The sequence below is a fragment of the Rhodopseudomonas faecalis genome (assembly GCF_003217325.1).
Taxonomy (GTDB): domain Bacteria; phylum Pseudomonadota; class Alphaproteobacteria; order Rhizobiales; family Xanthobacteraceae; genus Rhodopseudomonas; species Rhodopseudomonas faecalis.
Genome location: NZ_QJTI01000015.1, coordinates 16,598 through 29,721, shown reverse-complemented (window position 1 = coordinate 29,721; position 13,124 = coordinate 16,598). Strand labels below are relative to the sequence as shown.

General features: G+C 65.1%; 12 protein-coding genes. 6 read left to right on the top strand and 6 right to left on the bottom strand.

All coding sequences use genetic code 11. The features are described 5' to 3' along the window. Positions 1-99: 99 nt before the first annotated feature. The 3 genes from BJ122_RS12615 to BJ122_RS12605 all read left to right on the top strand — a co-directional run bounded on the left by BJ122_RS12615 (position 100) and on the right by BJ122_RS12605 (position 1,565). Positions 100-597: a phosphate-starvation-inducible protein PsiE gene (locus BJ122_RS12615; protein WP_110781352.1), complete on the top strand. Its 498-nt coding sequence runs from the start codon at positions 100-102 to the stop codon at positions 595-597. A gap of 235 nt (positions 598-832) precedes the next feature. After that, the gene (locus BJ122_RS12610; RefSeq protein ID WP_110781351.1) at positions 833-1,159 is read left to right on the top strand and encodes a hypothetical protein; all 327 of its coding nucleotides are present in this window, start codon (positions 833-835) and stop codon (positions 1,157-1,159) included. 190 nt (positions 1,160-1,349) lie between these two features. Continuing rightward, on the top strand, positions 1,350-1,565 hold the full coding sequence (locus tag BJ122_RS12605; RefSeq protein ID WP_110781350.1) for a hypothetical protein: 216 nt from the start codon (positions 1,350-1,352) through the stop codon (positions 1,563-1,565). Positions 1,566-2,031: 466 nt separating this feature from the next. Here the strand turns inward: BJ122_RS12605 and BJ122_RS12600 are convergent, their stop codons facing one another. The 5 genes from BJ122_RS12600 to BJ122_RS12580 all read right to left on the bottom strand — a co-directional run bounded on the left by BJ122_RS12600 (position 2,032) and on the right by BJ122_RS12580 (position 9,437). Next, positions 2,032-3,576, bottom strand: coding sequence for a hypothetical protein (locus BJ122_RS12600; RefSeq protein WP_110781349.1), 1,545 nt, complete (start codon positions 3,574-3,576; stop codon positions 2,032-2,034). A 139-nt stretch (positions 3,577-3,715) separates the two neighbouring features. After that, a complete protein-coding gene (locus BJ122_RS12595) occupies positions 3,716-5,011 on the bottom strand; it encodes an adenylosuccinate synthase (RefSeq protein WP_110781348.1) in 1,296 nt (431 codons plus the stop codon). Between the two features lie 369 nt (positions 5,012-5,380). Next, complete coding sequence (locus BJ122_RS12590) at positions 5,381-6,985, bottom strand: MBL fold metallo-hydrolase (RefSeq protein WP_110781347.1); 1,605 nt, start codon at positions 6,983-6,985, stop codon at positions 5,381-5,383. Next, on the bottom strand, positions 6,982-7,899 hold the full coding sequence (locus BJ122_RS12585) for a ribose-phosphate diphosphokinase (protein ID WP_110781346.1): 918 nt from the start codon (positions 7,897-7,899) through the stop codon (positions 6,982-6,984). The genes BJ122_RS12590 and BJ122_RS12585 overlap by 4 nt, the downstream gene beginning before the upstream one ends. Continuing rightward, positions 7,896-9,437, bottom strand: a complete 1,542-nt coding sequence (locus BJ122_RS12580) for a thymidine phosphorylase family protein (protein WP_110781392.1) — start codon at positions 9,435-9,437, stop codon at positions 7,896-7,898. Before BJ122_RS12580 ends, BJ122_RS12585 begins: the two co-directional genes overlap by 4 nt. A gap of 208 nt (positions 9,438-9,645) precedes the next feature. Here BJ122_RS12580 and BJ122_RS12575 point away from each other — a divergent pair, with 208 nt between their 5' ends. The 3 genes from BJ122_RS12575 to BJ122_RS12565 all read left to right on the top strand — a co-directional run bounded on the left by BJ122_RS12575 (position 9,646) and on the right by BJ122_RS12565 (position 12,011). Beyond that, a complete protein-coding gene (locus BJ122_RS12575) occupies positions 9,646-10,467 on the top strand; it encodes an aldo/keto reductase (protein WP_110781345.1) in 822 nt (273 codons plus the stop codon). Positions 10,468-10,473: 6 nt separating this feature from the next. Then, a complete protein-coding gene (ybaK, locus tag BJ122_RS12570) occupies positions 10,474-10,950 on the top strand; it encodes a Cys-tRNA(Pro) deacylase (protein WP_103011194.1) in 477 nt (158 codons plus the stop codon). 131 nt (positions 10,951-11,081) lie between these two features. Then, positions 11,082-12,011 (top strand): DMT family transporter, encoded by a 930-nt coding sequence (locus BJ122_RS12565; RefSeq protein WP_110781344.1) that lies wholly within the window; start codon positions 11,082-11,084, stop codon positions 12,009-12,011. Between the two features lie 39 nt (positions 12,012-12,050). Here BJ122_RS12565 and mbfA read toward each other — a convergent pair whose 3' ends face one another. Then, positions 12,051-13,022 carry an iron exporter MbfA gene (gene mbfA / locus BJ122_RS12560; protein ID WP_027276389.1) on the bottom strand — a complete coding sequence of 324 codons (972 nt, stop codon included), beginning with the start codon at positions 13,020-13,022 and terminating at the stop codon, positions 12,051-12,053. Positions 13,023-13,124 lie beyond the last annotated feature (102 nt).

The following is a 13,124-nucleotide window of genomic DNA, read 5'->3' as shown; positions in this document are numbered from 1 at the left end:
CTTGCTCGATGCCAGCAAGAACCATCTGCAACAAATTAGTATCACACCGACCAACGGTGTCTCTCACTCACGATCGGAAGTTTTATGCAGCCCGACCGAATGAATAGCACGCCGCAATCCGTGCCGGCGAATATGCCTTTGCTACGCAAGGTGATCCAGCATCTGGAAAACGCCTTCCTGGTGGTGATCGGCACCTTCGCGGTGATCGCGATGACGCAAGAAGTCTACGAAACCGTGCGCGGCATGCGGGTCTCGCTCAAAGACCTGCTGCTGATGTTCATCTATGTCGAAGTGCTGGCGATGGTCGCGGTCTATTATGAAAGCAAGAAGATCCCGATCACGCTGCCACTGTTCATCGCCATCACCGCGATCGCGCGACTGCTGATCTTGCAGGGCAAGGATCAGCCGCCGCAAAACCTGTTGTACGAAAGCGGCGCGATCCTGATCCTGGCGATCGCGTGCGCGGTGATCAATTATCGCCCGCCGGAGCGCGCCTACGAAGCAACCGGCCGCGACACCCCGCGCCCTGACGCCGTCGCCTCTGCCGATCGCAGCCGCGCCGCCGACTTGGCGCCGCAACGCTCCGCCGGCGAGTAATCACAACAAAACTGCACGCGGGCGCCAGCCCGCGTCGCAGGCGGTGCGGCGATTCCGCACCGCCGCCGCGCCGGCAGATTTTTGGCGCCGCAGCGCAGCATAGGGGCGCGCCGCCCCCGCTTCTCCTCAGAAAATTTATTCTCCTCAAATTGGCAGTTGCCGTGAACCTGCGCTCCCCGCCGCGCGACCAATCACCGCTGGGAGCGTGCGTCGCGTTATGCCGAGGAGAGACGGAATGTCGATCACGCTGCAGGGAACCACCACGTTCGAGCCCGAATTTGTCGGGCAGCTATCGCAGCTTGGAAGAGCCTTGCTCGACGCCGGGTTCGATCCCTCGTCGGTGGTGATCGTCAAACAGCGCAGCCGCGCGAGCGATGGCGCCGAGCCGCTGTTCGACTACATCGTGCAGGCCGAAAGCACCCAGTTCACGATCGCAGCGTCCGATGATGCGCTGTTCCTCGATCGGCTGCTGGCGCGCATTCATGATGATGCTCATGCCAATGCCGCGCTCGCGCAACGCCCCGGCCTGTTGGCGCGCGTCACGCGCTGGATCACTCAGTGATTGGTAAACCGCCATTAACGTGTTGGGCGTCGTTGAGTTGCAATGATTCAAGGATCTTTGCAACGCGGGCCGCATCGCATTGTGCGAATCAAATCAATGTCACGATCTGTCACCACGTCTTCATCGCCATGACTCACTGCGGCCCTATTGCGCAGCGATGGTCCGCCCCGCCATCAAAAGGAGACTGTGCATGACCAAGACTTCGCATCATTTCGACGCTGACTATGTCGCCGTGCTGCGTGAGGTGCTGGACATCGCGGTGGAGCAGATCGCGGCCGAGCATCGCACGCCCGCCACCAAAGCGAAGATGGCCGAAACCATTGTGCGCACCGCGGCAGCCGGCGAGACCGACGCCCGGGCATTGGTGTCGCATGCCGTCGCCGCGGGAGCCGAAGGCGCCCCGTAGACGAGAGTTGTTTCGTCACCGCGCATCTTCCCTCCCCCCGCGTAGCGGTGGGGAGGGTCGGCGCGAAGCGCCGGGGTGGGGGGCTTGCGCCCCACATATTCGTCTAAGCTTCAACTATATGGTTCGATCAGGATCTCGCGCCCAGCCGCTGGCCGGCTGATCCGCCACCCGACCGGCCTGCGGCCGGCCACCCCGCAAGGGAGAGGGACAAGACGGCGCGTTGCACCGCCCTGGCCCTCAGCCAGGCAATCGTGATTGTTACGCGCTTAATACCAACGGCGATTGATACCAACCACTCCGCACGTCATGGCCGGGCTCGTCCCGGCCATCCACGTCTTTGATCCTTGCAACGATTTTAAGACGTGGATACCCGCGACAAGCGCGGGCATGACGGGTCATTGATACGACCCGCTGGAATAACACGCCGCTTCTGACAGCGTCACAGATCCGCGATCAGGCGCGCGAACTAACCGCCCCAGGCCGCGAACGCATCGTTGAAGGCGCGCTCGCCGGGCGAGCCCTTCTCGATCGCGATGATGGCGCGGCGCTGATTGCTGTACACCAGCGGAATATCGAACCAGGAGCGCTCCTTCAGCAGTTGCTGATTGCGCACCCGGTCGCTCTCCACATTGGACAGCCCGACCAGGAAGAAGCCGTCGGTGACCTTGACCGCGAGGCCAGCGAGCGGCGTGCCGCGGGCCTGTTCGTTCGACTTCATCAAGATGCCGGGAACGTTCGAGACGCCGCCGGCCGAAAAGTCCGGCGGCAGCATGAAGGTCAGTTCCACGGTATGGCTCGCCGGCAGCGACGAGTCGGTATTGCGGCGGAACGACATCGTCATCTTGAAACGGCGTTCCGGAATTTCGAGATCGGCGCGCACGGCGATATCGCCGGGCTTGGCGCCTGCGCCCTTGATCGGCTCGGTGCGCCACACCACCGACCCGACATATTGCTTGCCCTTGGGATCGGACGGGTCCTCGTCATAGAGCACGACGCGCTGCGCCACCGCCGCGATCTGATCCATCGACGACGGCTGGCCGACCCGGTCGGTGATCTTCGGACGGCTGGTCGAGGGCGAAGCGTCCTTGGGGGCTTCGACCACGGCGGGCTGCGAGCTGAGCATGCCGCGCACACTATCGTAGAGCGCAGGTCCCCACAGGAACGCACCGCCGATCAGCATCAGCAGTACGCCGCCGCCGATCAGCGCCTTGATCGGGAACGGGCCCCGCACCCGCTTGGAGGGCGGCGGCTGATCAGCCTGCGGCCGTGCACCCGGCTGATAGCGGGCCATGTCGTCCGGCTCAGCGCCATAGCCATAGCTCGGCTCGGTTTCGGTGCGGTTCTCGAGGCTCGGCTCAAGCCGTTCGAATTCCGGCGAGGGCGAAGCGACATTGGCGTAGGTCTTGCGCGCGGCGCGATTGGCCTCGGCGGCGGCGCGGCCGAGATCGTCGGCATCGGCCACCACATCGCGGAAGCCGCGCATCGAAGCGCCGGGCTGTTCGGGCTTGCGCGGCGGCATGCCGGGCATGCGCGGCGGCTCGGGACGGGTCGGGGAAACGGGATCGGCAGAAGCGCCCGGCTTCGGCTCGGGCGACCAGCCCTCTGGCTGCTGGTCCGGCTTTGATTCGCTGCCCGGCGCATCGGCCGGGCCACCCTCGGCAGGGCGGCCGGGAATCCGGGGGCCAGGACGGGTGGCTTCGCCCGAACGCGGGTCGCCGGGGCGAGCCTCACCGGGGCGCATGGCGTCGCCGGGACGAGCGCGATTCTTCTGTTCGGTGCGGGCGGCGTCGCGGGCGCGCTGGGCGGCCTCGGCCTCGACCTTGCGCACCGCCTCTTCCAGCGCCAGCCGTTCGCGGGTGATCTCGGATTCCGACAGCGGAGGCTGCACGTTGCGGAGCTGCGCGATCAGCGCGGTCCGGGCACGTTCATAGAGCGCGCGGCGAGCCTCGCCGGGCGCGTTGGGGTCCAGTCCGGCAATCGCACGGGCAATAAGCGGGTAGTAATCAGCCATCTCGACTCAAAATATCCGCCCCGCCTGGGTGATCAACGCATGATCGGCCATATCGACCAGATTTAAGTGCAAACTCGTAACCGGGCACCGGCCAATTTCCGGCAAGTCATCCTGCCGGAAACTGTCGCGGTTTAACATCCTATTCAGCCTCGAACGGGTTCTGCACCAGAATCGTATCTTCGCGCTCCGGACTTGTGGATAGCAGCGCGATCGGGCAGCCCACCAGCTCTTCGACGCGGCGGACATATTTGATCGCCTGCGCCGGCAGATCGGCCCAGGAGCGGGCATTGGCGGTCGGCTGCTGCCAACCTTCAATGGTCTCGTAGATCGGCTCGACCCGTGCCTGAGCGGCTTCACCGGCCGGCAGATGGTCGATCTCCTTACCGTCGAGCTTGTAGCCGACGCAGACTTCGATGGTCTCGAAGCCGTCGAGAATATCGAGCTTGGTCAGCGCCAGGCCATGAATACCGCAGGTGCGTACCGTCTGCCGCACCAGCACCGCGTCGAACCAGCCGCAGCGCCGCTTGCGCCCGGTGTTGACGCCGAATTCCTTGCCGCGGCGGCCGATCTCCTCGCCGATCTCGTTCTTCAATTCGGTCGGGAACGGACCGGCGCCAACGCGCGTGGTGTAGGCCTTACAGATGCCGAGCACATAGCCGACCGCGCTTGGCCCCATGCCGGTGCCGGTCGCGGCCTGCGCCGCCACGGTGTTGGACGAGGTGACATAAGGATAGGTGCCGTGATCGACGTCGAGCAGTGCGCCCTGCGCGCCCTCGAACAGGATGCGCTTGCCTTCGCGGCGCTTGATGTCGAGCAGCCGCCACACCGTTTCGGCATAGGGCAGCAGCTCGGGCGCCATCTTGGACAGGTCTTCCAGAATGGTGCGACCGTCGATTTCCGGCAGGCCGAGGCCGCGGCGCAGCGCATTGTGGTGCGCCAGCAGCCGTTCGATCTTCGGCGGCAGGGTTGAAGGGTCGGCAAGGTCCATCAGCCGAATCGCGCGGCGGCCGACCTTGTCTTCATAGGCCGGGCCGATGCCGCGCTGCGTGGTGCCGATCGCACCGGCCTTGGCGGCGTTCTCGCGCTGCGAATCGAGCTCGCGATGCAGCGGCAGAATCAGGGTGACGTTCTCGGCGATGCGCAGATTGTCCGGCGAGATCGCCACGCCCTGGGCCTTGAGCTTCTTGACCTCGTCAAGAAACGCCTGCGGGTCGAACACCACGCCATTGCCGATCACCGCCAGCTTCGAGGAGCGCAACACGCCCGACGGCAGCAGCGCCAGCTTGTAGGTCTCGCCGTTAATGACCAGCGTATGGCCAGCGTTGTGGCCGCCCTGGAACCGCACCACGATGTCGGCCTGTTCCGACAACCAGTCAACGATCTTGCCTTTTCCCTCGTCGCCCCACTGGGCGCCGACGACGACCACATTGGCCATTTGGAGAAAACCCCTGAAATTCTTCGGTTAGGGCAGATCGGGACGGAAGCGCGCTCACTCGAGCTTCCTGATCGTACCCGCGCGCCCAGGCAACCCACGGCCGTGGCCGCTCGCATGCGAGGCACCCTTTCGGATACTGGACAACGCTTGGCGACGCAAGCGCCAAGGGCCGGCGACCGCCCGGTTGGGCTGCGGCAAATCATTGATATCCGCCGAAAAAACAGGCGTCGCCAGCGCGGCCCGCCGCATCTTCCGGGGAAAACAGCAGCCGCAGCGCGGCCGCGGTGACGCGAGCGCGCGCGATTCTGCACCGACAGCGCGAGCCGGCGCGGCATTGTGGCTCACGGCAAACCCGCCGCGCGCTGTTGGTCAGTTGCCGGCTTCAGCCTCCAGCGCACGGCGCAGCCGGCGGATGATCACGCTGCGGGCGCGGTCGTCGGCGGCGGCATCGATCCGCTCGCTGATGTCGAGCATCAGCCTGGACATGTCGTTGTGCCAATCGAGCTCGACCACCGCCTGCGGCTCCAGCCGGCGGCGATGGCCGCCATCGAGCACCGCGGGCTCCGGCGTGGTCAGCTCAAACAGCTCGTCCAGCACCGGCGTGAACAGTTTGGCGGCCGGCACCACGCCATCGGCGAGCCGCGCCACCATGCCCGCAATCGCCGCTTCTTCGCCATGGGTCAGAAACACGCCGCGGCTGATCGGGCGGCGCGCGCTAAGCCAGCGCGCCAGCTCCGGGCCATCGGCGTGACCGGAGTAATCATCGATCCAGCGGATTCGCGCCGCGACCTTGATCTCCTCGCCCTGGATGCGCACCGCCTTGGCGCCCTCTTCCAGAAAGCGGCCGAGCGTGCCATGGGCCTGATAGCCGACCAGCAGCACGGTGCCGTGCCGCCGGCACAGCCAGCGCTTCAGATGATGACGGATGCGGCCGGCGTCGCACATGCCGCTGGCGGCGATGATGATGTGAAAGCCGTTCAGCCGGGCGATCGACTTGCTCTCGTCAACCGTCTCGGTGAAGCGCAGCTGCGGCGAATTGAGCAGCCGCTCGACATCGACGCCGCCATCGAGATCGGCGGCGTGGCGGCGGAACACTTCGGTCGCCCGGATTGCCAGCGGAGAATCGAGGAACACCGGCGCCTTCGGCACCTCGCCGCGCTCCATCAGCTGGATCAGATCGACGATCAGCTCCTGGGTGCGCTCGACCGCAAAGGCCGGGATCAGCAGCGCGCCCTGCTGCGCCGCTGCTTCGCGCACCTCGCCGGCCAGCCGCGCGCGGCGCTGCTCCGGCGTGGTCGCCGGCCGGTCGGTGTCGCCATAGGTGGATTCGCAGATCACGTAGTCGAAGCCGGTCGGCGCTTCCGGATCGGGCTGCAGCAGCTTGGCATCGGGGCCAAGATCGCCGGACGCCAGCACGCGCAGCGGCGCGCCATCCTTGCCCTCGCCGGCGAATTCGATCTCGATCGACGCCGAGCCGAGCAGATGGCCGGCGTTCCAATAGCGGGCGCGCACGCCGGGAATGACCTCGATCCAGCTTTCGTAATCGACCGGCCGAAATGAATCGAGCGTCACCACCGCGTCGGTCTTGGTGTAGATCGGCTCGACCGCATCGCGGCCGCGTGCGGCGTTGCGGCGGTTCAGCGCCAGCACTTCGGATTCCTGAATGCTGCCGGCGTCGGGCAGCATGTAGGAACACAGATCGCGGGTGCCGCGGGTGGCGAAGATCGTGCCGTCAAAGCCGTCGCGCACCAGCTTCGGCAACAGCCCGGAATGATCGATATGGGCGTGGGTCAGCAGCACCGCGTCGAGCGAGGCCGGCCGGAACGGGAACGCGCTGTAGTTCAGCGCCTTCAGGGTTTTGGGCCCCTGATACAGCCCGCAATCGACCAGAAAACTGCCCTTGGCGGTCTTGAACAGATAGCAGGAGCCGGTGACGGTGTGGGTGGCTCCGCAGAATTGCAGGCTGACGCTCATCGGGATGCACCTGAAGCAAGCGGCGAGACAAGTTCGTTGTGCAGCGCCTCGGCGAACAGCGCATCGAGCGCGATCGCATTGGTGGGATGCGCGACACTGTCGGTGGACCGCATGGTGCGGATGCCGGCAGAACTGAAGGCTTGCAGCATGCCGAGCGGAAACAGCGCGTGGGTGATCACCGCATCGATATAAGTCGCGCCAGCGGCGCGCAGCGCCTTGGCGCAGGCGATCAGCGTTCCACCCGAGGACACGATGTCATCGACCAGCAGCACCGGGCGCAGCACGAATTGCGTCGGATCGGCAAAGCCGACCTCGACCGTGCGATCATCGCGCCTGGTCTTGGTTGCGACCGCACAATCACAGCCAAGCCGGCTGGCCAGATTGCTGACCCAGGGCAGCGACTCGGCGTCCGGGCCGACCACGATGGTGTCGGCAGCCAGCGAGCCCGACAGCGCCGCCGCCATCGCCGGCGCGGCGGACAGGTTTTCCGCCTCGATATCGGCGAACACCGCGCTGATCTCCGGGGTGCGGTGCAGATGCGCATCAACGGTGATCACCCGATCAACCGCCCTGCCCAGCAACTGCCCGATCACGCGCTGGCTGATCGCCTCGCCCGGCCGGAACGCCGTGTCCTGGCGCATGTAGCACAGATAGGGCGCGATCAGCACGATGCGCTGGGCGCCGCCGCGGCGCAGCGCCTCGCAGGCAAATAGCAGCGCGATCAGCTTGTCATTGGGGCGGTCGAGCGAGGCATAGATCAGCATGGTCGGCGCGACGTCGCCGACCCGGACCCGCAATTCGCCATCAGGAAAACGATGCAACTCGATCAGGTCGATCGGCACGCCGAGCCGCACCGCCAAGCGCCGCGCCGCTTCGCTCGACTCGGGCAGTGCAACGATCCGGACCGCACTCACAACACCTGCTCCCGGAACGGCTGCTCACCATCAACGGTGTAGCCGCTGGTTTCCTCCGCCGCGGCCAGCGTCAATTCGCGCTCCGACGGATCGAACGCATAGATGCGATACAGCGGCTCGCCGGCCTCGACCCGGTCGCCGACCTTCTTGAACAATTTGATGCCCGCGCCCTTGTCGATCGGCGCGCCGGCGGTGCGCGCCAGCCGGTTGAGCTGCAGACAATCGATCGCGGTGACCACGCCGTCGCGCGGCGCCACCACATCGGCGGTGAGCGTGCCGAGATCCTTGCGGCAAGTCGAGGGGCCCTGATTGTCGATGATCTTCTGCATCTGCTTGAGCGCCGCGCCGCTTTCCAGCAATTCGCGGGCGCGGGCATAGCCCGAGCCACCGCGCAGCTGCGGATCGTATTCCAATAGACGACCCGCGAGCCGCAGCGATTTTTCGCGCAGATCAGGTGGCGCCTTCGGATCATTGCCGAGCACGGCCATCACGTCCTGCGCTTCCAGCACCGGGCCGATGCCATTGCCGATCGGCTGACGGCCGTCGGTGGTGATGGTTTCGACCGCGATGCCATAGTGATCGCCGACGAATTCGAACAGCTTGCGCAGCCGCATCGCATCGGTGGCGCCGGTGACCTTGGCGGACGGGCCGACCGGCAGATCGACCAATAGATGCGTGGAACCGGCGGCGAGCTTCTTCGACATGATCGAAGCCACCATCTGCTCGCGGGTGTCGAGGCAGAGCGGCCGTTCCACCGAGATCAGAATATCGTCGGCCGGCGACAGATTGACGTGGCCGCCCCAGATCATGCAGCCATTGCAGGCCGCGACGATCTCCTTCATCTCGGCGACGCCGACATCGACCCGCGCCAGCACTTCCATTGTGTCGGCGGTGCCGGCTGGCGATGTGATGGCGCGCGAGGAGGTTTTCGGAATCGTCAGGCCGTGGGCGGCAACGATCGGCACCAGCACCATCGAGGTGCGATTGCCCGGAATGCCGCCGATGCAGTGCTTATCGACCACCACCGGCCGGTCCCAGCGCAGCTGGGTGCCGACCGAGGCCATCGCCGCCACCAGCGCCAGCAATTCATCGGACGTCATGAAGCGCGCGCAGCCGATCAGGAACGCGGCGATCTCCATGTCGGAATAGCGATAGCGCGCCAGATCGTTGACGATCGCCTTGATCTCGTCGGCGGCCAGCGTGCGTCCCTGAATCTTGCCGCGCACCGCATCGAGGCTGGCGGGCGGCGGCGCCGGCGACACCGTCACCGCGGTTCCGACCGGCTCACCGAACCGGCGGAACGACGGCTCGGCGAGGCCGAGATCATCGGGGCCGATCAAGGCGTCATCGTCGGAAATCAGCAGCGTGGCCAGCAGCGATTTGGTGCCGCGCCTGATCTCGACACGGCTGAAACCGCTGAACACTTCCGGACGCAGCGCGCGCGAGCGCCGCGAAATCACCGCGACGTTCTCGCGGCCAGTGTCGAGGCGGATCTGACGGATCGTGAGTTGTGGCCGGGAAGCATCAACAGGAGACATCATGACAAGCCAGAACAGTGCAGGTGGTTGAGGATGGCCCGCTTCGTCCAGCCCGCAATTGATCCAGGTCAGGTTGTGTCCGGACCAATGGTCGCGACGGCTGGGCTGTTGCGGAAGTCAGCGAAGTGGCGCTGTGCTCTTGACCGCCCCCGGCACGGCTTGCTTGTCTGACGATCACATCCGACACCCCGCGCGCATGGGAACTGACATGGATCGAATCACTATCCAGGGACTGCAGGTTCCTAAGCTTGGGCTTGGCACGTTCCGGCTGCAAGGCGAACCATGCCGCGCCGCGGTCGAAAGCGCGCTGGCGCTCGGCTATCGCCACATCGACACCGCGGAAATGTATGCCAATGAGGACGCGGTCGGCGATGCGGTGGCAAGCTCCGGCATTGCGCGCGACCAGATTCACATCACCACCAAAGTGTGGTGGCAGAATCTGGCGCCCGATGCGATCCGCCGCGCGTTTGACGCCAGCCTCGCCAAGCTGAAGACGGATTATGTCGATTTTTATCTGATCCATTGGCCGGCACCGGACATGGACCTTGCCGCCGCGCTACGCACGCTGCTGAGCATCAAGGAGCAAGGCGGCGCCCGCGCGATCGGCGTGTGCAATTTTCCGGTGGCTTTGCTCAAGCAGGCGGTTGAGCAACTGCAGGCGCCGATTGCCTGCAACCAAATCGAATATCACGTGCTGCTCGGCCAAAGCCGGCTGTGCGACTATGCGCAGCGCCATGGCATTCCGATCGTGGCCTATGCGCCGCTGGCACAGGGCCGCCTCGCCTCTTATCCGCAGCTCCAGGCGATCGCCGACAAGCATGGCGCCACGCCATCGCAGGTGGCGCTGGCGTGGTTGCTGCAACAGGATAACGTGCTGGCGATTCCGAAATCAGGCAGTCCCGCCAGCCAGCGCAGCAATCTCGTCGCGCTCGATCTCAAGCTTGATGACGATGACCGCGCCGCGATCGCCCGGCTGCCGAAAGACCAGCGCTTCGTCAATCCGCCGTTCGCGCCGCAATGGGATGAATGAGCCGCAATGTCCAAGACCACCCGCGCCACCCAGGCGCTCGACAAGCTCAAGATCGACTTCACGCTGCATCACTACGACTACGACCCCAATGCCGACTCGATCGGGCTGCAGGCGGCCGCAGCGCTCGGCGTGCCGGCGAGCTGTGTGCTGAAGACGCTGATGGCCGAGGTCGATGGCAAGCCGGTGTGCGTGGTGGTGCCCTCCGACCGCGAAGTGAGCATGAAGAAGCTGGCCGGTGCCTTTGGCGGCAAGAGCGCCAAGATGATGAAGCCGGCCGATGCCGAGCGGCTGACCGGCTATCACGTTGGCGGCATCTCGCCGTTCGGGCAGAAGAAGCAGCTGCCGACCGCGGTGGAACAAAGCGCACTTGCGGAACCGCTGGTCTATCTCAATGGCGGGCAGCGCGGGCTGCAGATCCGGCTCGACCCAAACGCGCTGTGCCAAGCGATCGGCGCGCGGGCAACGCCGCTGGTCGCCGATTGAATCTGCACAGCTGCGGCACAGCCGAGATTGTGATCGGCGCAAAAATCCGTATTGCTGACGACAACCAGGGAAGCGACGCTCACATCATGCAGGCAACCGCAGGCACGGCCGCGCCCTGGATCGGGCTTTGAATGACGACTGCGCCGCCTTCTTCTCATCCACACCGCTTCGGCTGGGTCTCCGACCAGCCTTATCTGCTGCTCAGCCTGACCTCGCTGTTCTGGGCCGGCAACGCCATTGTCGGCCGGCTCGCTGCTGGCCATTTTCCGCCAGTGACGCTGTCGATCCTGCGCTGGAGCTGCGCGTTTCTGATCGTGCTGCCGTTCGCCTGGCGCCATCTGCGCCAGGACTGGCACGAAATCCGCCGCCGGCTGCCATTGATGCTGGCGATCTCGATCAGCGGCATCTCGATCTTCAACACGCTGCAATACACCGCGCTGGAATCGACCACCGCGCTCAACATCCTGCTGCTGCAATCGACCGCGCCGCTGTTCGTGGCGCTGTGGTCGCTGATCATTCTCGGCGTGCGGCTGACACTGACGCAGGCGCTCGGCATTCTGGTGTCAATGGCCGGGGTGTTTGTGATCCTGCTGCGCGGCGACCTCACCCAGCTCGCCAAAATCGAACTCAATCGCGGCGACATCATCTTCATCACCGCGCTGGCGATCTTCGGCCTGTATTCGGCACTGACGCAACGGCGGCCGGCGATTCACGGCCTGTCGTTCCTGGCCTTCACGTTCGGCTGCGGCGCGCTGTTTCTGTTTCCGCCGCTGGTCTGGGAACTGATGGTGCGGCCGGTGGCGGCGGTCGACTTCGCCAACGCGGCCTCGCTGGCCTATGTGGCGATCTTCCCGTCGATCCTGGCCTATCTCTGCTACAATCGCGGCGTGCGGCTGATCGGCGCCAATCGCGCCGCGCCGTTCTTTCACCTGATCCCGGTGTTCGGTTCGGCGATGGCGATCGTGTTCCTGGGCGAGCGGCCGCAGCTGTTCCACGCCTATGGCTATGCGCTGGTGCTGGCCGGGGTCTATGTCGCCGCGCGCCAGCCGAAGACCAGCTAGTCGACAACGATAACACCCCGGCGCGCCGCGCCGGGGGCGCTAAGCGCCGCCGATCAAGATGCCGGCCGCCAGCACCACCACGCCGCCCAGCACGATCTGGAACACGGCCTGCAAGAACGGCGTGTCCATGTATTTGGCGCGGATATAGGCGATCGCCCACAGCTCCAGGAACACCACCAGGCCGGCGATCGCGGTGGCGATCCAGAACGCATTGGCCCAGGCATCGGGCACCAGATACGGGATGGTGTGGCCGAGGCCGCCGATCGTGGTCATCAGGCCGCAGATCGTGCCGCGCAGCCAGGGCGAGCCGCGCCCGGTGAGCGAGCCGTCATCCGACAGCGCTTCCGCAAAGCCCATCGAAATGCCGGCGCCGATCGAGGCCGCCAGACCGACCAGAAACGTCTGCCAATTGTTGTGGGTCGCGAACGCCGCCGCAAACAGCGGCGCCAGCGTCGAGACCGAACCATCCATCAAGCCGGCGAGGCCCGGCTGCACATATTGCAGCACGAACATGCGGCGACGGGTGTGATCCTCCTCGCTGCGCACTTCCGCGGTCAAAATCTTGTCGGACAGTTTTGCCGCGTTGTGCTCGTGGTGTTTCTCGATCTCGGCGAGATCGGTCAGCAATTTGCGGATGCCGACATCGGTGGAGCGCTCGGCGGCGCGCGTGTAGAAGCGGTGCGCCTCGAACTCCATCGTTTCCGCCTCCTTGCGGATTCGATCGAGCGGCAGATTGCGGGTCATCCAGATCGGCCGACGGCGGATAAAACCCTTGACGTCTTCACGACGGATTGGCGGCAGATTGGGGCCGAACCGATCCTCGTAAAGCTGTAGCAGCATGTGGCGGTGATTCTTCTCCTGCTCGGCCATCTCGGTGAACAGCCGGGCGGAGTCTGGGTAGCGTTCCGCGAGATCTTCGGCGAAGGCCAGATAAATCCGGCTGTCTTCTTCCTCACCAGCGATTGCAACGGCGAGAATTTCACGTTCCGTCAGTTCGGCAAAGGCCTTCATCCGCAGCGACATCCAACTTCATTAGAAGGATTCTAAGTTAGGTTGCGGTGCAGTCGTTGTCAAAGCGCCTTGAACGCAGATCGTTCATCACGTCGTCATTGA